The following is a 22,955-nucleotide window of genomic DNA, read 5'->3' as shown; positions in this document are numbered from 1 at the left end:
AGAGATTCTCGCGCTACCGAGACACCTCGACATGGGGGCCCTTAGCTCAGTCGGTAGAGCAACTGACTTTTAATCAGTAGGTCGCTGGTTCGAACCCAGCAGGGCTCACCATATTTATCCAACAGCTCATTGCGCATTATTCGCCCGAGAGGCGGAGTTTTGCCTGCGATTGCGGGGCGTAGCGCGGGATCATCCCAGCGCTCCACCTTGATCGGTAAAGCGGGCATTCGTGTTCTTGATTAAAATATCGCTGGCCACGGCAAGTCCGAACCCACCAGTTAGGATCACGAAATTGATAGCGCCGAGGACTCGTTTTTCGCGTTGCTCTATCACCTGAACAGGATTCTCTTTCTCACCAGTATCGTTTCTCGCGCCCTTAAACCCATCGTCACGCGCCAGTAGTATTTGTTGATTGATTAGCAATTAAAACCTAGAGATTCTCATGAGAGTTTTGGAACTGAAAATCCTTCCAAGGGCGGTTTTCCGCTCCGCAAACCTATCAGGATGACCGAAGAAGCAAACGATGATCTCAGACCTAACAAATCGCACTGTCATGTTGAGTGGAGCTTCCTCCGGCATTGGTGCGCATCTCGCACGCGTCCTTGCCAAAGCGGGAGCAAATGTGATTCTCGGAGCGCGTAGGTCCGACAGAACCGCCTCGCTTTCAAATGAAATCGAAGAGGCCGGAGGCAAGGCGGTGGCCGTTGCTCTTGATGTAACGGATGAAGCGTCTGTTATTGCTGCATACGACAAGGCACAAGCCACGTTCGGCACCGTGGACACGGTCATTGCGAATGCGGGGACGGCGGCGAATGGCCGGTCAACCGATGTACCTCTTGAGGGGCTCCGAACGGTTATCGATACCAATTTTCTGGGCGTGTATTTGCTCGCCCGCGAAGGTGCAAAGCGGATGATTGCCAACGAAGGGGATGCTCCGATCGAAGGCCGCATTGTCCTGATCGGATCGATCACCGCACAAATGAACACGCCTGGCGATGCGGCCTACGCTGCGAGCAAGGCGGGGGTTGATCACCTTGGGCGGCAATTCGCCCGTGAATGGGTGCGCAAAGGCATCAACGTCAACACCATCCAGCCCGGCTATATCCGCACCGAAATCATGGGTGACTGGTTCGATACTGAAGGCGGCGAGCGACATATTGCGAGTTGGCACCGCAAACGCCTGATGGATATTGGCGCGCTCGATGATCTGACGCTCTATCTGTGCTCGGATGCCTCCCGCTACGTCACCGGCGGAACGTTCACCGTGGACGATGGGCAATCGCTCTAACGGCCCTCAACAACCCACGCTAATTCCAAGAGACAAAGGACAAATCCCATGGCGAAAGTACTTTTTATCGAAGCCAGCCCGCGCAAAGAGAGCTCGTACTCCAGCCAAGTCGCCAATGAATTTCTGGAAAGCTACAAGGCGGCCAATCCTGATGATGAGATCGAACATCTGCCTTTGTTCGAGACCGAGCTCGCCCCGCTTGGAATGCAAGGCGCGAACCAGAAGATGGAGAACCTTATGAAGCTGATGACCACCGGATCAGGGATCGAGGCGCAAGGCGAATGGGCAGGCGTGATGCAGGAGATCGACCGGCTGAAGTCAGCGGACAAAGTGGTGGTTTCAACAGCGATGTGGAACTTCTCAATCCCCTATCGCCTCAAGCATTGGATCGACCTTGTGACCCAAGTTGGCGTGACAGTGATGGTCAACTCTAAGTTTGAATATGTCGGCCAAATAACAGACCGGCCTTTGCAAGTCATCATGGCAAGCGGCAGCCCGTATGAAGACCGCTTCCCGCTGGCATCAGATGCGCCCAAGACCGACTTTGCGAGCACATATATCGATCACATCTTCCGCTTCCTGGGCTTTACCGACATCAACCTGATCCGGGTTCAGCCAACGGGTATGCCGGGACCTGCTTTGGATGAAGCACTGGCCAAGGCGAAGGAAGCGGCGAGCGCGGCAGCAAAGGAATTCTGATCAGTTTAGCTTTGAAAGCGGGCGAGGTGGGCGCGAAATGCCGCGCACAACTCGTCGCCGCTCTCGTTTGCGCCAAACATGTAGCGATCTGGCCGAACCAGAACGGCGTTGCCTTCGGTGAATTCGGCTAGTTTCCCATCGGTATCCTGAAAGTCATGGCCTATCACGAAGACCGAGCCGCCAAACTCCTGTTTGAACCAAGAGATCCTTTCGCCCTCAGCCGGTTCGGACACCAAAAGCACAAACCCGTCCCCGATCAGCTCATCGAGCAGCGTGCGCTGACCTGAGCCATCGACGACTTCAGGCTGGCACAATCGTCTCCCGCACAGGCGGTGCCCTGTACCAATCAGGCCGCCTCTATAGGCCGGGTATCGATCATCAGAATTGGCGACCCCGGCAAGCTTTGGAAACATCCTCACAAGCCAGAAACCAAAGTTGCGCTTTATCTGCTCCCATCTGTTGGTCGTGCTTAGCTGTAACCCGGTGCGCGAGGCTCTGTTGATCACCTTCTCGCAATGCGGCCAGCGTTCCTCGTGATAGGTGTCGAGAACGCTGTCATCGGCTTTGCCGTCAAAGATTAGGTCGAACAGAAAACTTAAGTGAGCGGCGTCCCGAAGACCCATATTGAGCCCTTGCCCGGCAAAGGGAGAGGTTTGGTGGGCCGCGTCGCCCGCCAGCAATATCCTGCCTTTGCGCCAAATATCCGGCATTCCGGCATAGAAATTGTAAGGTGCGCAGCGCTGTATCTCGATGGATGAGGTGTCGATGTAATTGGAGATGTGCTCACGCGCATCGTCATGGGTGAATTGATCGGCCAGTTCCTCGTCGATCTCAAAATCGAAGCGCAGATGGCCGCGGCAGCCTTTGACAAATACCGTTGCCCCGTTTGGACGACACATGAATTCTGAGAAGTCTTCCAGCCCCTCCCAATAGGCGCGATCGTGCACGAGAACGTCGATCACGATCCATTTGCGGCGATAGTTGAAGTCTATTCGGTTCGCGCCAATGGATCGGCGGCAAAGGCTCGCGCCGCCATCGGAGCCGACAATGTATTTTCCGGTGAACTCGGTCTCTTCGCCCGTGTCTGTGTTTCTCGCCTTCAGGGTCGCTCGGGTTTCGTCCGATGAAACGCTGAGAACTTCATAGCCAAGGAAGCTGTCGACCTTAACGCCCTTTTCGAAATCTTCGCGAAGCAGGCGCTCCAAGGTGGGTTGATGGAACATGGTTCCAACGCCTGAGTGACCAAAGCTTGGCGGGACTTTGCTGTAGTCTATTTCCACCAGCGTTTTGCGCTTGTGATTGACCATGCGAAACGTCTGGAACGGCTTGGCATCCGCGGGGAACATCCGCTCCATGATGCCCATACGTTGATAGATGCGGCAGCTTTCAGGATCGAACATCATCGCGCGCGGGCAGTGAAATACGTCCTTGTCCCGGTCGAATATCGCGAGCGAACGCCCGCTTTCGCGCAGCAGGTTTGCAAGCGTCGCACCGACGGGACCGCAGCCGACTATCAAGACATCATATTGCTTGGCAGACATCTTCAAGCTCCGTGAGCCGTTACCTTGCGGCGGCGCAGCCACAATCGGATCGCGAGAAACACGATCAAGCCCAGTGTGCCGAGAACGCCAGCCAGCAGGACCATGCGGCCTGTGGGGCTGGCCAGCGTGTTAAGGAAACTGAATTTCGCCTCGCACCACCAATTGCACTCACCCTCGTACCAGATATTGGATTGCAGGCCGCGGCGTGGATGCGGCGGGATGACGCCGTTCGTTTCGGCAAACTCATCATAGGCTGCAACCATTTCAGAGATCACTTCTGGATGCGCTTGCGCCAGATTTTTGGTGGCGCTGGGATCGGCGACGATATCGTACAATTCCCATTCGCCGCTTCCAAATGGCGGGCTTAACCACACCGCTTTCCAGCGCCCTTTTCGCGCCATGCGGTTGCCAAATAGCTCGTTGAAGAAGATGCGCGTTTCATCAAAGCTTGCCTCTTCAAAGATCGGAACAATCGATGTGCCTTGCGGTTGCAACTTGCCTTCATACAGCGGGTCGGCTGCGGGGTTGATCCCGGCGAGCTCGTAGACCGTGGGCACCAGATCGGTGACATGGGCAGGGATGGTGCGCGTCACACCGCTTTCCAATCCCGGCCCTGCGACAATCAGCGGAGAGCGCACGCCCCCTTCGGCGACGGTCCCTTTGAACCTGCTAAACGGCGTGTTGCTCGCATGCGCCCAGTCGCGGCCCATGGAGGTGAAGGAGCCCATCTGCCCCATCTCTTCGCGGCTGAGGTCGAAATTCTCATGCAGCCACGCACGCGTGTTGCCGCGATAGGCGAGCGGGGTAGTCACTGCTGCGCCATTGTCCGACATAAACAGGATATAGGTGTTCGACAGCTTATCGTTTGCCTCAAGACGCGCTATGACCCGGCCAAGCTCTGCATCGAGCAATTCAACCATGGAGGCGTAGATTTCCATGCGCTTGGCATGGGTGCGGCGTTCCTCATCGCTTCTCTCAGCCCAAGGCGCTTGGTGAGAATCGACCCATGCGGGGAAGTTGAGCGCCTCTGCCATTTCAGCATCGGCGTTGAGGTGGCCCAGTTTGATGAGGCGCTGGCGCCTTTCTTCGCGCGATGCCTCAGGACCATCATCGAACACGCCTTTATAGCGGTCGATCCATTCATCGGGGACCTGCAAGGGATCATGCGGCGCGGTGTAGGTGAGATAAGCGAAGAACGGCTCGTCGCCCGCCTCGTCGATATATTCGATGATCTTATCGGTGTAGCCGATGGTGGAATACCAATCGCTCGCCAGCTTGGTTGGCTGCCCGTTCTCCAGATAGGTCACGTTTTCTGACGGCGTGATCATCATCGCATCGGCAAAATGGCTTGCCCCGCCTTCGACAAGGCCAAAACTGCGCGAAAAGCCCCGGCGATGCGGGCGCTGATCTTCATCAACGGCAAGGTGCCACTTGCCGCTCATCATGGTGCTGTACCCGCGGGCGCGGAGCACTTCTGCAATGGTCACGACGCCGTCGTGCAGCTGCGCGCCGTAAGCGAGATGGCCCATCTGGTTCTCAGCTTGAAGATTGTGCATCGTGCCAACGCCAGCGGCGTGATTGCTCACCCCTGTCATCAGCATAGAGCGGGTGGGGGAGCAGGTCGGTGCCACATAGAAATGCGACATGAAAATCCCTCGCTGAGCGAGCGCATCAAGGGTCGGCGTTCTGATCCGGCTGCCCAGAAATCCAGGATCGGACCAGCCCAAGTCGTCGGCCACAACGATCAGGAAATTGGGCTGTTTTGTGTCCTGTGCGGCAACTGGAAAAGCGGCCAGTGCCAACAGCGCGGCGCAAAAACGGATCAAACGCCGTACCATCAATTGAGGCCTCGCGTTTGCTTGCCGCGCCCAAACCACATCCGGCGCAGCACGCCGTCTTTCTGCACAAATTGATGCAAGAACGCGGCGGTGATGTGGACAGCCAGCAGGGCAATCAACAACCAAGTGCCGACTTCATGCAGAAAGCGCCGCCCGTCAAAATCGCTCGCCCCCAGAAAGCCAAACACTTCCCGCACGTCGAACGCCCCATAGGGGAGCACAGCATATTCATGCGCAGCCGCCGTATAGATGCCGGTTGCGGGCACGTAGATCATCAAAGCGTAAAGCAGTAGGTGCGAGACCTTGGAAAGCATCGCTTGTGCGGGTGCGACCGTCGCTGGCAGCGCTGGCGGCGGATTTGCGATGCGCCACAATATGCGCAGGACCAGCAAAGTTATGACCGTGAAGCCCAGCGTCGAGTGCCCCCTCAAAGAGAAAGCCATATCATCGGGGCTCGTGATGTCTTCAAAGCCCTGTCCAAACACCAGCATCATGATGATCAGCAGCGCGATCGCCCAATGCAGGAATTTGGCCGTGCCAGTGTAGTGTTTGAGTGTTGTTGTGTTCACAATGCCCATCCCAATTTGTGCTGCGTCTCTAGCTCGCGTGTTTCGCGGCGCGGTCTTCATCGGTCATCATGGAAGGGGGACGCTTTTCCATCGGCATCATCGAAAACTGCTCATCGGTCATCGCGAAAATCCCCTTGAGAAGCGCCTCTGGGCGGTCCGGGTTATAGCTATCTGGATTGTAACCGGGGTTGGGGATTTTCCCGCCTTGCCCCTCGAACTCAACCGGGTTCGTAAACTTGGCCAATTCCTCGTCGCTGATCCCCGCCAGTTCCTGCACCTCGGGATCAATCCAATCCTTTGGCCCAAGCGGATAATCTGCACTGCCAAATGTCGCGACTTCAAGGCAGGTGTCTTCTGGTCCTTGGAAATAGATGCTGTGGCACATGCCGTGATCCATTGGCCCCATGACGTTGTACCCGCGCGAACGAATGCGGTCGCGCATATTTAGGAGGTCATCAAGCGTGTCGACGTTAAACGCAAGGTGCTGCATTGTGCCGGGCGCCGAAGGTCCGCCTGTGTGGCCGGGATTGGTCACGCCATATTCGACCTTCGCATCCTTGTTGGCAGGATTGAAAACGAAGGCCACCTGGCTCCCTTCATTCATCTCAAGGAAGCCGTGCCAGCATCCCTCAACCCCGTGCATCCAGTAAAGCCCCACAAGTTTGAAGCCCAGCACATCGGTGTAGAACTCGATCTGCTCTTTCATATTGTTCGTCGAAATCGCGAGATGGTTGAGGCCGTTGGCTTTGATGTTCTTGCTCATGGTGGGTTATCCCTTGTTCAATTCTGATGAGTTGCGCGTTTGGCACAAGCTTAGCGAAGGTCTTGGCGCTCCAGCCAGTCCATCACGAGGTTTGCCGCCTCTTTCGCTTTGTCGGGTTGCATTGAGTAATAGTGGGTCGCACCTTCGATCTGATGCAGCTCCTTATTGTCGTGGCCAACACCGTCAAATATCGCTTGGGTGTGGCTTGGCGTGCAAGCATCATCCGCAGTGTTGCCAATCACGAGAACGGGCTTGGTCACATGGGCAAGGCCCGCCGGGCCATGAGCATTCGCATCGTCATAGCTCCACTGCGAAAGCCAGCTGCGAAGGGTGCTAAAACGCGCCAGGCCGACGGGGCCGTTGTTGACGATTTTTGGATCGCCAAGATAGCACCAGCCCGGTTTTCGATCATTGGGGTCAACCGCCGGATCGAGCCAGCGGGGATCGGCCATCGTGCCGTGCGTCGTGAACGCAAATTCTTCATTCTCACGGCCCTTATCGGCCAGTTCCTGAAGCTTGTGCTTCACCCAAGCGGTGATCTTGCGATTACGGGCAATCTGCGCTGCGCGGTAGCGTTCGAGAAACTCGGCTGAGTAGGGCGGCTTCACTTCCTCGCCATAGAGATCGAGCGAGGGGTCGCGTTTATCAGGGTCCGCCTCATCGATGATCGAGGCGTCCATCCATTGCGTGAGAGTGTGATGGCGCGAGACGTGCGCGGCCATTTGGATCACCCCATCAGCAGGGACCAGGCCGGCTTCTGTGAGATCGACCCCGCCTCCGCATGGGCTCGACGTGACAGTCGGGTTCTCAGCTTGAGATTGATAATAGGCAGACAGAGATCCGCCGCCGCTCCACCCGAGCAGGACCACATTCTTATAGCCCAGAACCTCTTTGGCATGCTTGACCGCAGAACCGAGATCGACCGCACATTTCTCCATATTGAGCGCATAGTCCGCGCCGCGATAGCGCCCGTCACACGCCAACACATGCACCCCTTGCTGCACAAATTCATTCATGATCGGCAACCAGCCTGTGCCGCCAATAGGGTGCATCGTCACCAAGCAGGTATCGGAAGGAACCGGCGATCGGATCAGCGTGCAGAACACCACGATCACACCCTCAGAGCCGCCATAAGTGGCTTTGAATTTCTCCTGCTCCATCGAGATGAGCGGAAACGGTGTCCGGGTGATTTCGTGAGCAGACATTGCGGCACTCCCTTGCTGCATTCAATGACGGAACTGTATGTCGAGAGCAGGTCTTTGCCAGTTCGACTGCAGAGCAAGCTTTGGCTAACACTTATTGGTTGGCCGATCAATAATCGTTGGTGGCAAATTCTCGGAGTAAGAGATGCCCTGTGACATGTGCGGGACCTGCGCCATTCGGACCGAGCGGCGGCTCTAGCCCATAAAAAAGGTGGCCGGCATTTCTACCGACCACCCGTTCAGCCCCAGTGGAGAAGGGAGCTGAATTTAGAATTTTGTGCGAACGGTCACACCATATGTGCGAGGATCTTCAAGGAAGGCACCGCGTGAACGTGCGCCTGCAACACCGCGAAGCGGCGTGTTAAACGTCACATTGCGGGTTTGCTCATTGAAGATATTGTTGCCCCACAGCTCAACCGTGAAGCTCTCACTCGGCGTGGTGAAACCAATCCGCGCGTTGGCTTTCACGTTCGCATCTTGGATATCGAACGGGAGCGGGATGTCAGAGCCCACCTCGGTTGCCTGCGTGCTGGTCCGGCGTGACGATTCGTAACGAACGTTCATGCTTGCCGCCATCGTCCAACCAGACTCGGTGATTTCATTCTCATACACAATGCCCGCGTTCATGACGAACTCTGGTGCGTTGGTCAGGCTGTTCCCACACAGGTTCGCTGCTTGGGGAAGCGGATTGGGATCGCCAGCAACACAATCGCTGGGATAGCGTGCATCCGAATATGTCATCGCAGTGTTGATCGCGATTTCATCACTCGCCTGCATCTGAAATTCCAGCTCGGCACCCGTGCTTTTGGCCGATCCCACGTTGAAAGTCTGGAACGCAACGCCAGTGAATTCAAGCACCTGGAAATCGCTTAGCTCTTGGTGGAAAACCGCAATGTTCGCGGTCGCGCGGCCATCGAACATAGTGGCTTTTACACCAAGCTCGTACGCATCGATTGTCTCTGATGCAAAGCGCGGATCAAGCCCGCCGACACTGGCTGATGCATCAAGGTTGTAACCACCTGATTTATAGCCGTGAGTAAAGCTCAGATATGTGTTCACATCGGGAGACGCTTCCCAAGCAATCTTACCGGTGTAGATCAGCTCGTCATCGTCGAACTGGTCAAATGCACCGCCTTGCGCGCCGTTACCAAAGGTAAGCGGCAATCCAACAGCGCCCGGTACATCAGCCGGAACCGCAAAGACAAAGCACAATAGACCGTTGAGGCCCGTTGCCCCGAAAGCCGGATTGGTCGCCGTGCAAGGCTCGTTCTGAGCCGCTAGCTGAGTGAAGGCACCTCTTTTCTTGTCATCAGTGTAACGAATACCAGCGGTAAGGCTGAGCGTATCGGTGACGTTGAAGGTATTGTGCGTAAAGATCGACCAGCTTTCTGCGTCTTGCGTAAAGACGTTTTGAGCAAACGCACCGGTGAAATCGACATCGGTGAGCGCGTTCGGATTACCCGCAAGGCCCCCTGTGGCAATAAAGGCCAGCGTATCCACGTTGGGCTGTCCAATCGCCGTTAGGAACGAGTTGATATAGGCCTCATAATCCGGACCAAGACCCAAGCTCCCTTCCGGGTTCGTGGAGATTTGCTCATCGGCGTAGTACACACCAACCAACCAGTCTAACCCGCCATCGAACGCTTCACCCTGCAGGCGAAGCTCATGCGTGATGGTTTCGATCTCGGTAAGATTGGGAATGTCGTTAGGGTTGTTGAAAATCGAGTCGCCCGTACCAACCGAGAAAACAGCCAAACCGACATAGTCGGTGCTGCGTGAGGTGAAGGCGTCAAAATCACGGTAAGAACCAATATAGGTTAGCGAAGCGTTGTCGCTGAGGTCCCAGTTCAATTCGGCTGAAAAACCCAAATTGTCATAGCCGTTACGCAGATCGCTGGTCGTGTTGTTGATGCGTTCGAAAAAAGCGCTGCTGCGGTCGTCTGGGCTTCCGATGAACGGCGCCCCGCCGTCAGCCGGAAGGCCATTGGCCAAAAATGCAGCGCCGCTGGCGAACAATTCAGACTCGCGCACAATGACAGCGGCACAGCAGCTCTCATCAGCGCTTGCGAAATCGGCAATCAGTCGCAGGCTGACATCGGCTGATGGCTCCCAGAACAATTGACCGCGAAGAGAATAACGGTCGCGATTGTTCTGGTCCTCGCCCAACTGGTTGGTGAGCAGACCATCGCGTTTACGATAAGCACCTGAGAAACGGACCCCGAGAGAATCTTCGACAATCGGAAGGCTGACACCGCCTTGCACGTTCATAAAGTCAAAATTGCCGTAGCTCGCATTCGCGAAACCCTCGACCGTATCAAGCGATGGCCGTTTGGTCGTGATGTTAAGCGCGCCGGCCGAAGTGTTCCGGCCAAACAATGTGCCTTGTGGGCCACGCAAGATCTCAACCCGTTCAACATCGACAAGGTCACCAAGCGCTGCGCCCGGGCGTGAAAGATAAACACCGTCCAAGAAGACACCGACGGCGCTTTCAAGACCGATGTTGTTACCCGTGGTGCCGACACCGCGGATACGGATCGTTGTACCACCGGTTTCCGTGTCGGATGAGTTCAAATTGAAGCTTGGCGATACGTCTGCCAAGCCCCTGACGTCTGCGATCCCCTGACGGTCCAAGTCTTCCGTACCAACCGCCGTCACAGCGAGCGGAATTTCCTGAAGGTTTTCGGCCCGGCGTGTCGCGGTCACGATAATCACATTGTCACCAGGTGCTTGCAGCTCCTCGGTGGCCTGTTCGGCATCTTGTGCCATCGCTGGTGCGGTGATTGCGCTGCACGCCATAAGGCCCGCAGCATAAGCGGTAAGCTTACGCGTCATAGTTTTCCCTCTCCATTCCCGCTCAACTTTTTGCTGATGCGGTTCCCTACTCTGGGACAACATTGTTATACGTACAACCGATAACATGCAAGAGAATGACTTTTGGCCCATGTTATGACCTCTAATGAGAAGGTCTGTTCCCACGCCAACTCTGGTAAAAGCCAGCTAGTCTGAAGGGGCACGGTGCGAGCCTGCGCAAAGGTGGATTGCGAGGGTGTGTGGATGGTAGGCTCAATTATCGGAGGCGCGTTGACACCGGCCTTGAGTAATCTCTATTTGAGCGCCAGACGAATTGTCTGTCTATTGGCAAAGGTTACAACCAGCATGGGCCCCGATGATGGCTGAGGTAAAGCGCCGGACGCAAGCAGAGCGCCGCGAAAAAGCAGAGACTCAAATGCTGGATCAGGCCGTCAAGCTGGTTGGCAAGCTTGGTTATGATGGCTTCACCCTTGCAGATGTTGCCGAGAACGCTGGCTATAGCAGAGGTCTCCCGGCTCACTATTTTGGCAGCAAGGAAGATCTGCTCGCCCGTGTCGCAGAACATGTGGTGGGCGCTTACAACAAGCGCGCGGCAGACATCTCCTCGAATGAACGCGGGCTTCCGACATTGATCGCGCTGGTGCGCAGCTATGTTGCGGGTCAGGGGGTTGAAATTCGCACCCTTCAGATTTTGATCGCGCAAGCTCTTGTGAGCCCCAGATTGAGCAAGACTATCGCTAAGCTGAATGCTGAGGGTAAGAAGGGTATCGAGGCAGAGATCAGGACGGGAATTGAGCTGGGCAATATCCGCGCCGACATTGATCCAGCCGCGCACGCCCCTGTGATCTATTCGTTCTTGCGCGGGCAGATGGCCTTTGCGGCGCTCGATAAATCATTCGATCAGAATGCGGCAGGCGAAGAATTCGTTGCCACAATGTGCGCCCGGTTGGCGCCCTAGGAGCCTGCTCCGCTTATTCCGTCGGCCATTTCGCCGGATCCATATATTCGTCGATGCGCGCGATCTTGCCGTCTTTGATGACTAAGATTATCGCAACCGGCAATGCGACCTCATGGCCGCCTTTTGAGCGTCCGCGAAAGACATGCTGTTGGACGAAGCCGGTCTCTGTAATTTGCCGGTCGAGAATCTCGTAGTGCAGACCCTCGATGAATTCGCAGACATATCGCAAGAGCGCCAAGTTTTCGGACTTTGATTGTCCGGTAGCCCTTTCATCAAGAGCACGATTGCTATGCCAAACGACGATGTCGTCGGCATAGAGCGCGTCAACGGCGTCGATATCGCCCTTCTCAATAGCAGAGAAGAACTGATCCGCGATTGCAAAAGTCTGGGCCTTATCCATTCTTGCGCAGCTCCATCAGCTCATTCCGCCGCGCGCGCCGCCGCTGACCGTTAGGACTTGGCCGGTCACATAATCCGAAAGCGGTGAGGCGAGCCAGAAGATCGACTCCGCCGCCTCGCGGATAGAACCCGAGCGGCCCAGCGTGATCATCGGATTTGGCTTGGTCGCGTAGATTTCTTCTTGTGTGGGCTTGTGGTCTGGATCGACCTTTACGCCCATACGCGCAGCTTGCTTTGCCGTCATGCCGACATGGATTTTGCGGCCGTCCACTTCGATGACTTCATCTTCGGATTGCGGCTGGCCAAAACGTGTTTGGATCACCCCGAATGCTACGGCGTTCGAGTTAACGCGATAGCGGCCCCATTCCTGAGCCAAGGTGCGCATCAAGCCGAGCATCCCGGCTTTGGCCGAAGCGTAATTGCCTGCACCCATCAGGCCCCATTGCCCGGCCATGGAGGACACCATGATTATCTTGCGGTAATCGGCTGCTCCGCCCGCGTCCTCTTTCTCAGCGGTCGCCTTGAATATCGGGGCGCACGCGCGCGAAATGCGGAATGGTACTATGAGATGGATGTCGAGCATTGCTTGGAACTGCTCGTCCGTCATCGAATGAATGCCGCCATCCCAAGCATAACCAGCGTTGTTGACGACAATGTCGAGACGACCTCGCTCCTTGGCGGTTCCATGAACAAGCTCGTCGCAGGCACCTTCGGCAAGAAGATCGCCTACAAATGTACTGGCGCTGTCTGATCCAAAGGCGCCGTTGATGTCATCAACCGCTTTTTGGGCTGCGTCCGCGTCAACGTCCGCAATAACCACATGCGCGCCATTGGCTGCAAGCATCTCAGACGTCGCGCCGCCAATCCCGCGGCTGCCGCCAGTGACGATGGCCACTTTGTCTTTAAGAAGATCGCTTTGAAGGCGTGGTTCAATAAGCACGAGAAATTTTCCTTGATCTGGTCGCTGGCTGATTAGTTCGACAGGACGTGGACGTAACAAACCGCGCCAACGCCAACCATATGCGCAAGGCCATGCTTGGCATCTGGTTGTTGACGCTCACCCGCTTCGCCACGCAGTTGCATTGTCAGTTCACCAATTTGGCCGACACCGGTTGGTCCGACAGGATGGCCCATTGCGATTAAACCGCCAGAGGGGCTGATCGCGCATTGCCCGCCAATGTCCCAATGGCCATCTTTGAGCATCGGGATGAATTCACCCGGATTACAGATGCCCGTTGCCTCGGCGTAAAGCAGTTCTTCTGTTGCGAATGCATCATGAAGCTCGATCACGTCCAGATCACCCGGTGTAATCTGAGCCTCTGCAATCGCGCGCATCATTGTTTCATTGCTGAGCGCAGTGTCCGGATTAAGCCCTTGGTTGGCCTTCTCGCTGCCTGCCGCTGATGAAGCGACGCGGATTGCCCTTGCAGGATCAATTCCGAGGCGTTTGATGCCTTCTTCCGATGCGACAATCACAGCAGCAGCGCCTTCGCCAATGGGGCAGCATTGTAGGGCGGTTAGCGTGCCGGAGATTGGCGGCGCGCCTACCACATCATCCAGTGAACGAACCTTTTGGCGCTGGGCATTGGGGTTCTTCGCACCATTGGCGTGGTTTTTGACCGCGATCCGGGCAATGTCTTCGGAGGCGATGCCATGGCGATGGCTGTATTCATCGCTCAACAGAGCAAAATGCGTGAACGGTGCAATTGCGTCATCTGCCAGATTGTCGATGCCGGTTGGTGAGCGGAACACACCCTTCTTTGGCGGTTTATCAACGCCTACGGCCAGGGCCACATCGCTGATGCCACTGGCGACTTCGATACAGGCGTGACGAAACGCGGTTGAACCCGAGGCCGAGGCATTTTCAACGTGCACGATCGGTTTGCCCAATGCGCCAAGGTGGCCAAGCATCGGGCGTCCCACCGCCATTCCGAGGAGTGCGTGGGCGACATACGAGCTCTCAACGCCTTCCCATTCAATGCCTGCATCAGCAAGCGCGCCGCGGACGGCTTCTAGTCCAAGCTGAACATAGGGGGTGGCAGAGGCATGCTGGTAGCGGTGAAAACCAACGCCAACGACATATACGGGCGCAAGATCAGAGATCAGTTTAGCCATGGTCAGTTCCCTTTCCCAGCTGGAGCAAATCGAAAGTCATGTTCGCCTTTGCCCTCGCGCGGTTGCGGCACCAGTGTCGCCTCCATCGCATCACCCGGGGTGAGCTGCGTGCCCGGTTCCACCGCCAGCATGGTGCGCACTTTGGGACCATCTTCCAGCTCAATCGAGCCGACGGTAAAGGGTGCGGGCAGGGCAGGGTTCATCGACATAAAGACAGGCGCGCTGCAAATGAGCGTGCCGCGACCGGTGAGTTTTTGAGGCGCAAGATCTTTTGACCCGCACGCCTGACAGCCATAGGTCTGCATAGGGAAAAACACAGCGCCGCAAGCGTTGCATTTCCCGCCCAAGAGCGATGGAACATTTGCGGCAGCATCAGTGCCCTCGGCAGAAAACAACGCGTCGTTTGCGCTATCCATGATTGTCTCCTTGTTAAGCGGCATCTCTTCGCATTGGCTCAGACTGCCTTCAAGTCATTTATTTGTTCATTGGCAAATATGTTGGTATAGGTTTCATCACGCTGCTGCTGGCTGAGCTTTGTCACCCGGAGCGCTGAGATGATTTCCGGCAATCCAGAAATGCACAGCCGACCAGACGTTCACCGCCAAGAATATGCATAAGGTGTAGCGCAGCGAATCTGAGCCATATGCAGGCTTCAGAAGATCGCTCAAAATCCCCACGCCTTGCGGGCCTAGTCCCATGCCAATGATGTTGAGCAGGAACATGGAGATCGCCGATGCCACTGCGCGCATGCGAGGTTGAACCAGATTTTGAATGAGCGCGGTGGAGGGCGCGAGGTAAAAGCCGCCGAGCAGTGCAGGCACCGCGTAAAAGCAAAGCGCCAACCAATAGCTGTCGATCGTGAACCAAAAAATTGAGAACGGAACCACGATCACCATGGAAACGGCCATCGCCCAGGCGCGCCAGCGTTCGTCAAACTGCCCGAGATAGTCGGTAATACGGCCCGACATAAGCGTACCAATGGCTCCGCCAATTCCTGCAAAAAGTGCAAGGGTCAGCCCGATTTCAGTCCCGCTCAAACCATGGGTGCGAACCAGAAATGCCGGCGTCCAGACAATCATTCCGTAGCCAACAAAACCGCCCAGAGACTTGCCGATCAAGATGTGACGGATCGCCTTGTTCTTGAGCATGTGCCGGACAGTTGGCCCAACCGATGCTTTGTCGTCAGGTGAAGATTGCGGCAGCACTGGCGGTTCGCGCACCACAAACAGAACCAATATGCCAAGCAGAATGCCGGGTATGGCAACGATGATAAATGTCTGCCGCCAGCCGACAGTATCAAGCAAATATCCGCCCCCAAGGAAGGCGAGGAGCACGCCAAGGCTTGCGCCCATGGCGAAGACGCTCATCGCGGTTGCGCGGCGTTTTTCATCGAACAGCGATGAGATAATCGAGATTGAGGCAGGGGTCGATCCGGCTTCTCCGACGGCCACACCCATGCGCGCGAAAGCCATCTGGGCATAGGTGTTGACGACCCCGCACACGGCCGTCATCGCGCTCCAGACGATGACAGAGGCGGCGATGATGTTGCGGCGATACCCCTTGTCTGCCACCACCGCGATTGGGATGGCGAGGAAGGTGTAGAATACTGCAAAGGCCAGTCCTACGAGAAAGCCCATCTGCGTATCTGATGCGCCCAAATCCTGTTTGATGGGTTCGAGCAGGATACCCATGATCTGGCGGTCAAGCTGGCTACAGGCATAAACCGCGCACAGCATCGCCACGGTAAGCCACGGCCGCGTTGTCACGGGGGCGCTTTGTGCAGCCGTGCTCACTTGCCCGTCCAGACGGGGTCCCGTTTTTCCGCAAATGCTTTGAGACCTTCAAAACGGTCCGCTGAATTCATCATCGGTTCGACGATCGGACCTTGCTCTTCCCAAGCCTGCTTGTCGGTCCACTGCTCGGTCGCAGAACGGTAAGCCAGCGCTTTGGAAGCCTTGACCGCAATCGGCCCATTGCGCGCAACCAATTTGGCAAAGCGCATAGCTTCGTCCATCACGTCTTCCGATTTCACCACGCTGTTGACGTAGCCAAAGTGATGCATTTCCTGTGCGGACTTGGGCTCGGCGGTGATCACCATTTCCATCGCGATATTGTGCGGGATGCGGTGGGGCAGGCGGAAGCATCCGCCGCCCACTGCAACCAATCCGCGCTTTGCCTCGGCAAGCCCGAAAACGGAAAGTTCAGAGGCGACAATGATATCGCAGCACAAAGTCAGCTCCATCCCGCCGGCTAATGCCTGCCCGTCAACCGCTGCGATAAGCGGCTTTTCAGGAGGCATGCTCATAATGCCAAAACCGCCGCGCTTTGGCGCAACCGCTAAATCGCCTTTCAGCGCTCCTTTAAGGTCTTGCCCTGCAGAAAACGTGGGACCCTTGGCGCAAATGATTGCGCAGCGAAGCTCGGTATCGGCTTCGTAATCGTCGATGATCTGCTCCATCTCCTCGGCCATCGCCCGGTTAAAGGCGTTGCGCGATTCCTGACGGTCGAGCGTTATGGTCAGAATATGGTCATGCGTTTCGGTCGAAATATACGTCATCTTGCGGCCTCTCTAAATGCGTTAACGAGCGTCAAACTGCGCGCTCGCGGCCTTCCCAGAAGGGGGCCCGCAAGTCTTTCTTCAAAAGCTTGCCCATAGTGTTGCGCGGCAACTCTTCACGAAACTCGATAACGCGCGGCCTTTTGTAAGACGCAAGATGTTCGCCTGCGAAGTCGCGCACATCATCTTCGCTCAAGCTCTTGCCCGGCTTAAGCTCGACAAACGCCAAAACCTTCTCGCCAAATTCTTCGTCTGGCACGCCGATCACGGCAACGTCCTGAATGTCGGAATGCTGGATCAAGGCGGCCTCGATCTCAGCTGGATAGATGTTCACGCCGCCCGATATGATCATGTCTTTGACGCGGTCGGTGATGTAGATGTAGCCGTCCTCATCGAGCATCGCCACATCTCCGATACGGAAATAGCCGCGATCATCCAGCGTATCGCTGGCGAGCAAATCAGCGTTTACATAGTTGCGGATGGTGACAGGCGTATTGATCCAAATCTCGCCAGCTTCTCCTGCGGGAAGCACATTGCCATCTTCATCGCGGATTTCGATCAGCACGTGTTTGTGGGGCTTGCCCGATGATCCGGGTTTAAGCTTTTGCTCTTCAGGGGCCAGATTGCTGATCATACCCACTTCGGTTGCGCCATAGCTTTCGTGCAATACCTCACCGAAGAATGTGCGGATCCATTCCTTAAGCGATGCTGGAACAGGGGCCGCACCAACGCCAAGCGAACGAAGCGAAGACACATCGTATTTGTTCAGCGTTTCTTCCGGCAGGCCGTTGATCCGTTTGTACATGGTCGGCACGCCGGTCCAGAAGGTGACCTTATGATCCTGCATCAATTGCAGAGTGCCTTCGGGATCGAAGCGCCCTTGCAAAATCCCTGTGTTGCCATTGGCCAATGTCCCGCGCACGAGCCCAGGACCAGCGCCGTGGTGCATCGGCATTGAGATCAAGACCACATCGCCGGGCAGTTGCGGGCGGGCGGCGGCAAGCGATTGGAAATACTCCATGATCTTTTGCATATCCGCGCCTTCGCCCGGGCTCATATTTACGCCCTTGGGCAGGCCCGTCGTGCCCGATGTGTAAATGATCAGCGGCGCTTCTCCCTTTGAAAAGCGCGCCGGGGCATCATCGACCAGCAGGTCCTCGTAGGCGACAAACTCATCGGCTGGAACGTCGAGAGAGACCTTAAGCTTGAGCGCAGCACCCTCGAATGCGGGAAGCAATGCTGAAGGGTCAGCATCGTCGCAAACAAGCACTTTCGCATCACTGTTGGTGAGAACGTAATTCACTTCACTTGGCGTCAGACGCCAGTTGAGACCAAGGATAGAACAGCCAAGTTTTGCAGCAGCCGAGGCAATGATGGCCCATTCCGTCCGGATTTGCAGACGTGTGACAACCACATCGCCGGCCACAACGCCGAGCCGCGCAAAACCTTCCGCCACTTTGTCGGCCTGCGCATTCCAATCGCCGTAGGTCAGCGATTTGTCGCCCTCGACAAGCGCCAATCCGTCGGGTTTCTCGCTCGCCCAATATTCGATCGTGCGCGGTGTTGGAGCTTGCGCTTGTGCCTCTTCTGGTTTCGCCATCTTCACATCGCTCACGGCGACTCTCCTTGGTCCAATATTCTGATCTCAGACTGCCACGTATTTATTGGTTATTCAACAAGCGGCTAGGCGCGCTTCGTGGCTATCTGATTGATTTCTTGTGGGGGCATTTCAGCGCCCACATGTCTGCTGCACTGCTTGAAGAGAGTGGCCCGGCTCCGGAGAAACGGAACCGGGCCACAGTGGAGAACTTATTGTAAGTTTTCGCTATTTTCAAACAGTGGCATTGTGCCTTCTACCATTCGAACTTGAAGGAAACGCCATATTCAGCAGGGTTTCCAAGGAATGCATCCTTGCTTCCCGGCTGGAACACTGACGAGAAGATCAGGCTGTTGTAGACCTCATCAGTGCAGTTGCGGCAGAAGGCCGAAACCTGGAATTTCTCGTCAATGTTGAGGCCAGCCGACACGTTCAGCAAGCCATAGCCATCGGCCTTAAGCTCGCTGCCATCGCTGGCGACGCGGGTGCTGGTGAAGGTGGAGGACTGGAAGTAGTATTCTGGCCGTGCGAAAAATTCGAGCGTGTCAGACAATGGCAATTCGACATTGGCGAAAATGGCTCCGCTCCATTCAGGCGCTGCACCAAGATCTTGCCCACCTAAAGGAGGCTCGCCGCCTGCAACGCTTGGCACTTCGGCACCAAACTCAGTGTCGAGATAGCTGACGTTGCCTCCGATACTGAAGTTTGAGCCCAGCTTGATCAATGTCTCGAGCTCCAAGCCTTGTGTCCGCGCACTACCAGCATTTGACACAAAGAAGCCTGTGCCGGTGAAGGTATTTTGCTGAAGGTTCGAGATGTCTGCCCGGAACGCGGTCAGGTTGAATGTAACCCGGCGATCCAAGAACTGTGAGCGCAGACCCAATTCGTAAGAATTGACGGTCTCATCTTCAAAGGTCGGGTCAAGCGGATCACACTGGAAAACCGTAAGGCCGGGGACCGCCAATGCGACCGTATTGTTTGCCGAACACGCCGGATTGACCGAAAACTGTCGTCCCGCTGAATCGCGGCCAAGCGCTATGCCGCCCGCTTTAAACCCGCGCGAATAACTCGCGTATGTCATAACATCGGGCGTGATCTGATGGCTGAGCGACGCCGTGCCGGAAAAGTCACTTTCACTGCGTGATACGTCGTAAGCAAAGGACGAGAACCCGATTGGCGCAAAGCCGGTGAAGGGCAGGTTGGATGCAAAGTTGTTAAAGAAAGGCGCTTGCACAGCATCCTTGTCTTCCTTCGTCCAGCGCAGGCCTGCGGTGAAGTTCAACCCATCTGCAATTTCAAAGATATTGTGCGTGAAGAGCGAGTAGCTGTTGGCTTTTTGACTTGCGACATTGCCGTATGCTGCCTCTTGCGCAGGGTAGATCGCTGGAAGCCCAAGGATTTGGCCCCAGGTGTTGAGATCACCGCCAAGCGAGATATTGCCCGCTGTGTCGATTTTCTCATCAGAGTAAAAACCGCCGATGAGCCAATCGAGACGGCCATCAAATGCATCGCCTTGCAGGCGAAGCTCTTGAGTGAAGGTCTCGATGCCAAAGTTGATTTCTTGTCCGAGCAAATCGGCGCCTGAGAAATCCACATCGTTGACGGTGAAATCATCAAAGTTGCGATAGGCAGTGACCGATGAAAGCTCAGCGCCGCCAAGATCAAGGTTCAACTGGAGCTGAATGCCGCGATCCCTGTTGGTATTGACCACAGGACGGTTGACCGATGTCGTGAATTCGGTCGGCGTTGGTGGATTGGGATAACTCGCACCCCTAGCAGCGGCGAGCCCAGCGGCGATGCCGGGTAGAGGATTGGCGGGGTTGCTGAAACGCACCGATTGGCAGCACGATTCATCAATTTCCGAATAATCGCCGATGATATAGGCTTCAAATCCGGGTGAAATTTCCCAAAGCAACTTGCCTGAGAAGGTGAAACGATCGCGATCATTGTAGGATGTATCGCGCAAGGGATCATCAATGAAGCCGTCGCGGCTCTGATAACCAAAGCTGAAACGCAAAGCGACTTCGTCTTCAACGATAGGAAGGTTTGTCGCACCGCGGAAACGGACAAGATCGTGATTGCCCGCCGTTAGTTCTCCAAAACCTTCAAAATCATTGAGGTCGGGACGCCGGGTTGTCACTTTGATGACACCCGCTGTGGTATTCTTGCCGAACAGCGTGCCTTGCGGACCGCGCAGCACTTCGAGACCGGAAATATCGACCAAGTCGCCCAAACCGTTGCCCGAGCGTGCGCGATACACATCGTCAATCACCAGACCAACAGCGGCCTCAATGCCTGGATCGCTGCCTGCGGTACCAAAGCCGCGCAGAAAGAATGAGCTCGATGTAGCGGGGCGGTTGGCTGTCGATGCTTGAAAGCCAGGTGTCGATGTTTGCAGGTCAATAACATCGGTGATGCGCGCCTGCTCGATCAATTCGCCGCTAAATGCGGTAACCGCGATTGGAACCTCTTGAAGGTTTTGGTCACGGCGCTGAGCAGTGACAACGATTACGTTCTCTTCTGCGTTCTCCGCCGATTCTTCTTCATTGTTCTGTGCATGCGCTGTCATTGGCAAAGCCAAGGCAGCAAGCGCCACAGATGAAAGGATAATTCCACGCATAAACTTCTCTCCCAAAAGCCGGCGTAAGACATCTTTTGATGTTCATTGAGCGCCCAACGATTGCGAGCCTAAACATATTTGTTTGCTAGGCAATAGATATTTGCTTGCGGGATAGTTTGTGTGTTGAAACGGGTGTTTAGACGCCAAGGCGAGGGGGTCTTTTGCAGACCCTCTCGGTCAGGCTGTGATCTTGTAGCCTCAGTTTGCAGCGACCTTCCGCTTGCGTATCAGCCTCCGGATTCCCCAAGCACCAAGCAAGAGGACTGCCACAATTCCAGCGCTCCATAGGGCCACTTGCAAAGGGCCCATCACCGCTATGATCGTAGCAAACGTGACCTTCGTGTCAGGGTGCGACGTGGGTTGAGAGTGATGCGCGGACGGGGTGAGGCCATCAAAGGCGACGCCGTCCCAAATCTTACGCTCTGCACTAATGGGGTCATTCTCAACCCGGCTTTTGAAGTTCAAAACCATGGTTGCGCGCGTCTGCTCATCATAGGCTGGCCATTCGCCCAGAGCAGCTGTGCTTGGGTCGCCATTGCGCGCAAAGGCTATCCAGGCGTCCTGCACACGGTCGGAGAAATCTTGCAAGGAATGCCTGTTCTCGTCGGTAACAAGAATGTGATGCTGCCGAGTTTGCGGGGCGTCCAGATTTCCGAAGACGATCGGTATATCCATCGCATGGGGGCTGCCCACCTTGCTACCGGGAACATTGGTTTCAAACTCGAACAAATAGACCCAGACCGGATGGCCCGAAGCGCTCATCTTTTCGGCAAGACGAAGGCTCGGCATTCTGAAAAGCGCGTCTCCCATCACCGCCATGCCAAACTCGCCATCGCTCAATTCAGGGCGCTCGGATTTGTAAGCATCGTAAATGGCGGCGCTTTGCCCACCGGAAAGCGCGTCGAGCCAAGGTTGAAAAAAGCCGAAGGGCAATCTCGCTATGCCGTTCAGATGCGCCCAATTGCGAAATTCGTCGCGGTTGGAGCCGATAATCACAGGCACGGGCGCAAAATCAGGGTCGGCCAAATTCTCACCGTAGAATTCGGTTATGACCTCTCCGTCAAAGCTCGGCAAAAATGAGCCCAATGTGTAGCCTTGTCCGGGCCCTGAAAGGTATGATGTCTGGAGGTCCAAAATCTCCTCCGCGCTCAAGGCTTTCAAATCCTCGACTGTTTCGAGTCCGCCTTGTTCCATGATGGTGCGCGTGACGAAGGCGGATTCTTCTTTGGTCGTCAGAATGAAGGGATGACCCGATTGGATAATCCCTCTTGCGAAGAGGCCACGCGCAAGCTTCGTATTGAGCAAGGTGCCGACCGACACTGCCCCAGCGGACTCGCCAAAGATCGTCACGTTTTGAGGGTTGCCGCCAAAGGCCGCGATATTGTCTTTGATCCAGCGCAGGGCAGCCACTTGATCGAGCACGCCATTGTTGCCGCTGGTGCGATACGCGTCCCCGCCCAGATGGGTGAGGTCCATCCACCCCAAGATGCCGAGCCGATATTGGATCGTCACGACGATCATATTGCCGCGCCTCGCCAACCGCTCGCCGTTGATGACTTCGGTTCTTGCCGAGCCGAATTGATACCCGCCGCCGTGTATCCAGACCATCACCGGAAGATCACTCGCGTCGCCCTCTGGCCTCCAGATGTTCAAAGAGAGGCAATCTTCGCTCGAGTTCTCGATCCTGACATTGCCGCGCGTGGGGTCAACGCTTGGACATGCTGGCCCGAAGCTTGTGGCTTCCAACGGCGCGTTCCAGACGGGCGGCGCACCGGGCGGCATGAACCGCCGGTCGCCTTCAGTAGAAGGCGCGAAGCGTATACCCAAAAAGCTATCTATCCCGCCATCGGACTGCCCAATAACCGCACCGGATTTGGTTTCCACGCTAGGCTGGCTTTGCGCCAAGGCTGCGGCGCCAAAGAGCCAGAAAAAGGCGGCTGATAAGAGGCCCCAATTGGCCCAGTTGACCAGGCGAAAGTAAGCGAGTTCCAATGCCAT

General features: G+C 55.9%; 19 protein-coding genes and 1 tRNA gene. 4 read left to right on the top strand and 16 right to left on the bottom strand.

What is annotated here, in order from left to right; genetic code table 11:
• Positions 1-35 precede the first annotated feature (35 nt).
• Positions 36-111 (top strand) — tRNA-Lys (locus AC0V61_RS04845).
• Positions 112-189: 78 nt separating this feature from the next.
• Here the strand turns inward: AC0V61_RS04845 and AC0V61_RS04840 are convergent.
• Positions 190-423, bottom strand: a complete 234-nt coding sequence (locus tag AC0V61_RS04840) for a hypothetical protein (protein WP_486156141.1) — start codon at positions 421-423, stop codon at positions 190-192.
• Positions 424-523: 100 nt separating this feature from the next.
• Here AC0V61_RS04840 and AC0V61_RS04835 point away from each other — a divergent pair, with 100 nt between their 5' ends.
• A complete protein-coding gene (locus tag AC0V61_RS04835) occupies positions 524-1,288 on the top strand; it encodes an SDR family NAD(P)-dependent oxidoreductase (protein ID WP_486156140.1) in 765 nt (254 codons plus the stop codon).
• Between the two features lie 48 nt (positions 1,289-1,336).
• Positions 1,337-1,987: an FMN-dependent NADH-azoreductase gene (locus AC0V61_RS04830; RefSeq protein WP_486156139.1), complete on the top strand. Its 651-nt coding sequence runs from the start codon at positions 1,337-1,339 to the stop codon at positions 1,985-1,987.
• A 5-nt stretch (positions 1,988-1,992) separates the two neighbouring features.
• Here AC0V61_RS04830 and AC0V61_RS04825 read toward each other — a convergent pair whose 3' ends face one another.
• The 6 genes from AC0V61_RS04825 to AC0V61_RS04800 form a co-directional block, all read right to left on the bottom strand.
• A complete protein-coding gene (locus AC0V61_RS04825; protein ID WP_486156138.1) occupies positions 1,993-3,528 on the bottom strand; it encodes an FAD-dependent monooxygenase in 1,536 nt (511 codons plus the stop codon).
• Positions 3,529-3,530: 2 nt separating this feature from the next.
• Entirely contained in the window at positions 3,531-5,366 is a 1,836-nt protein-coding gene (locus tag AC0V61_RS04820; protein ID WP_486156137.1) for an arylsulfatase, read from the bottom strand.
• Positions 5,366-5,935: a cytochrome b gene (locus AC0V61_RS04815; protein ID WP_486156136.1), complete on the bottom strand. Its 570-nt coding sequence runs from the start codon at positions 5,933-5,935 to the stop codon at positions 5,366-5,368. The genes AC0V61_RS04820 and AC0V61_RS04815 overlap by 1 nt, the downstream gene beginning before the upstream one ends.
• Positions 5,936-5,963: 28 nt before the next feature.
• Positions 5,964-6,698 carry a VOC family protein gene (locus tag AC0V61_RS04810; protein ID WP_486156135.1) on the bottom strand — a complete coding sequence of 245 codons (735 nt, stop codon included), beginning with the start codon at positions 6,696-6,698 and terminating at the stop codon, positions 5,964-5,966.
• A gap of 50 nt (positions 6,699-6,748) precedes the next feature.
• Complete coding sequence (locus AC0V61_RS04805) at positions 6,749-7,903, bottom strand: alpha/beta hydrolase (RefSeq protein ID WP_486156134.1); 1,155 nt, start codon at positions 7,901-7,903, stop codon at positions 6,749-6,751.
• 264 nt (positions 7,904-8,167) lie between these two features.
• Entirely contained in the window at positions 8,168-10,732 is a 2,565-nt protein-coding gene (locus tag AC0V61_RS04800; protein WP_486156133.1) for a TonB-dependent receptor, read from the bottom strand.
• A 337-nt stretch (positions 10,733-11,069) separates the two neighbouring features.
• Here AC0V61_RS04800 and AC0V61_RS04795 point away from each other — a divergent pair, with 337 nt between their 5' ends.
• Positions 11,070-11,669: a TetR/AcrR family transcriptional regulator gene (locus AC0V61_RS04795; RefSeq protein WP_486156132.1), complete on the top strand. Its 600-nt coding sequence runs from the start codon at positions 11,070-11,072 to the stop codon at positions 11,667-11,669.
• Positions 11,670-11,682: 13 nt separating this feature from the next.
• Here AC0V61_RS04795 and AC0V61_RS04790 read toward each other — a convergent pair whose 3' ends face one another.
• The 9 genes from AC0V61_RS04790 to AC0V61_RS04750 form a co-directional block, all read right to left on the bottom strand.
• Positions 11,683-12,069, bottom strand: a complete 387-nt coding sequence (locus tag AC0V61_RS04790) for a nuclear transport factor 2 family protein (RefSeq protein WP_486156131.1) — start codon at positions 12,067-12,069, stop codon at positions 11,683-11,685.
• 15 nt (positions 12,070-12,084) lie between these two features.
• The gene (locus tag AC0V61_RS04785) at positions 12,085-13,008 is read right to left on the bottom strand and encodes an SDR family NAD(P)-dependent oxidoreductase (protein WP_486156130.1); all 924 of its coding nucleotides are present in this window, start codon (positions 13,006-13,008) and stop codon (positions 12,085-12,087) included.
• Positions 13,009-13,040: 32 nt separating this feature from the next.
• Complete coding sequence (locus tag AC0V61_RS04780; protein WP_486156129.1) at positions 13,041-14,183, bottom strand: thiolase family protein; 1,143 nt, start codon at positions 14,181-14,183, stop codon at positions 13,041-13,043.
• 2 nt (positions 14,184-14,185) lie between these two features.
• Complete coding sequence (locus tag AC0V61_RS04775; RefSeq protein ID WP_486156128.1) at positions 14,186-14,599, bottom strand: Zn-ribbon domain-containing OB-fold protein; 414 nt, start codon at positions 14,597-14,599, stop codon at positions 14,186-14,188.
• Between the two features lie 96 nt (positions 14,600-14,695).
• Entirely contained in the window at positions 14,696-15,949 is a 1,254-nt protein-coding gene (locus tag AC0V61_RS04770) for a spinster family MFS transporter (RefSeq protein WP_486156127.1), read from the bottom strand.
• A 23-nt stretch (positions 15,950-15,972) separates the two neighbouring features.
• On the bottom strand, positions 15,973-16,740 hold the full coding sequence (locus tag AC0V61_RS04765) for an enoyl-CoA hydratase-related protein (protein ID WP_486156126.1): 768 nt from the start codon (positions 16,738-16,740) through the stop codon (positions 15,973-15,975).
• 31 nt (positions 16,741-16,771) lie between these two features.
• Entirely contained in the window at positions 16,772-18,355 is a 1,584-nt protein-coding gene (locus tag AC0V61_RS04760; RefSeq protein WP_486156125.1) for a class I adenylate-forming enzyme family protein, read from the bottom strand.
• Positions 18,356-18,593: 238 nt separating this feature from the next.
• Positions 18,594-20,957: a TonB-dependent receptor gene (locus AC0V61_RS04755; protein WP_486156124.1), complete on the bottom strand. Its 2,364-nt coding sequence runs from the start codon at positions 20,955-20,957 to the stop codon at positions 18,594-18,596.
• A 198-nt stretch (positions 20,958-21,155) separates the two neighbouring features.
• Positions 21,156-22,955, bottom strand: a complete 1,800-nt coding sequence (locus AC0V61_RS04750; protein ID WP_486156123.1) for a carboxylesterase/lipase family protein — start codon at positions 22,953-22,955, stop codon at positions 21,156-21,158.

This window comes from Erythrobacter sp. JB1-4 (genome assembly GCF_057365025.1).
Note: the sequence above shows the minus strand (reverse complement) of the source record. Positions and strands in the feature narration are given on the sequence as shown.

What these genes read in the sequence shown, in the direction of transcription:
- AC0V61_RS04795 (WP_486156132.1), top strand. Translation starts at nt 11,070, where the DNA reads ATGGCTGAGGTAAAGCGCCGGACGCAAGCAGAGCGCCGCGAAAAAGCA.
- AC0V61_RS04755 (WP_486156124.1), bottom strand. Translation starts at nt 20,957, where the DNA reads ATGCGTGGAATTATCCTTTCATCTGTGGCGCTTGCTGCCTTGGCTTTG.
- AC0V61_RS04835 (WP_486156140.1), top strand. Translation starts at nt 524, where the DNA reads ATGATCTCAGACCTAACAAATCGCACTGTCATGTTGAGTGGAGCTTCC.
- AC0V61_RS04810 (WP_486156135.1), bottom strand. Translation starts at nt 6,698, where the DNA reads ATGAGCAAGAACATCAAAGCCAACGGCCTCAACCATCTCGCGATTTCG.
- AC0V61_RS04800 (WP_486156133.1), bottom strand. Translation starts at nt 10,732, where the DNA reads ATGACGCGTAAGCTTACCGCTTATGCTGCGGGCCTTATGGCGTGCAGC.
- AC0V61_RS04820 (WP_486156137.1), bottom strand. Translation starts at nt 5,366, where the DNA reads ATGGTACGGCGTTTGATCCGTTTTTGCGCCGCGCTGTTGGCACTGGCC.
- AC0V61_RS04775 (WP_486156128.1), bottom strand. Translation starts at nt 14,599, where the DNA reads ATGGATAGCGCAAACGACGCGTTGTTTTCTGCCGAGGGCACTGATGCT.
- AC0V61_RS04765 (WP_486156126.1), bottom strand. Translation starts at nt 16,740, where the DNA reads ATGACGTATATTTCGACCGAAACGCATGACCATATTCTGACCATAACG.
- AC0V61_RS04830 (WP_486156139.1), top strand. Translation starts at nt 1,337, where the DNA reads ATGGCGAAAGTACTTTTTATCGAAGCCAGCCCGCGCAAAGAGAGCTCG.
- AC0V61_RS04780 (WP_486156129.1), bottom strand. Translation starts at nt 14,183, where the DNA reads ATGGCTAAACTGATCTCTGATCTTGCGCCCGTATATGTCGTTGGCGTT.
- AC0V61_RS04790 (WP_486156131.1), bottom strand. Translation starts at nt 12,069, where the DNA reads ATGGATAAGGCCCAGACTTTTGCAATCGCGGATCAGTTCTTCTCTGCT.
- AC0V61_RS04825 (WP_486156138.1), bottom strand. Translation starts at nt 3,528, where the DNA reads ATGTCTGCCAAGCAATATGATGTCTTGATAGTCGGCTGCGGTCCCGTC.
- AC0V61_RS04750 (WP_486156123.1), bottom strand. Translation starts at nt 22,955, where the DNA reads ATGGCATTGGAACTCGCTTACTTTCGCCTGGTCAACTGGGCCAATTGG.
- AC0V61_RS04805 (WP_486156134.1), bottom strand. Translation starts at nt 7,903, where the DNA reads ATGTCTGCTCACGAAATCACCCGGACACCGTTTCCGCTCATCTCGATG.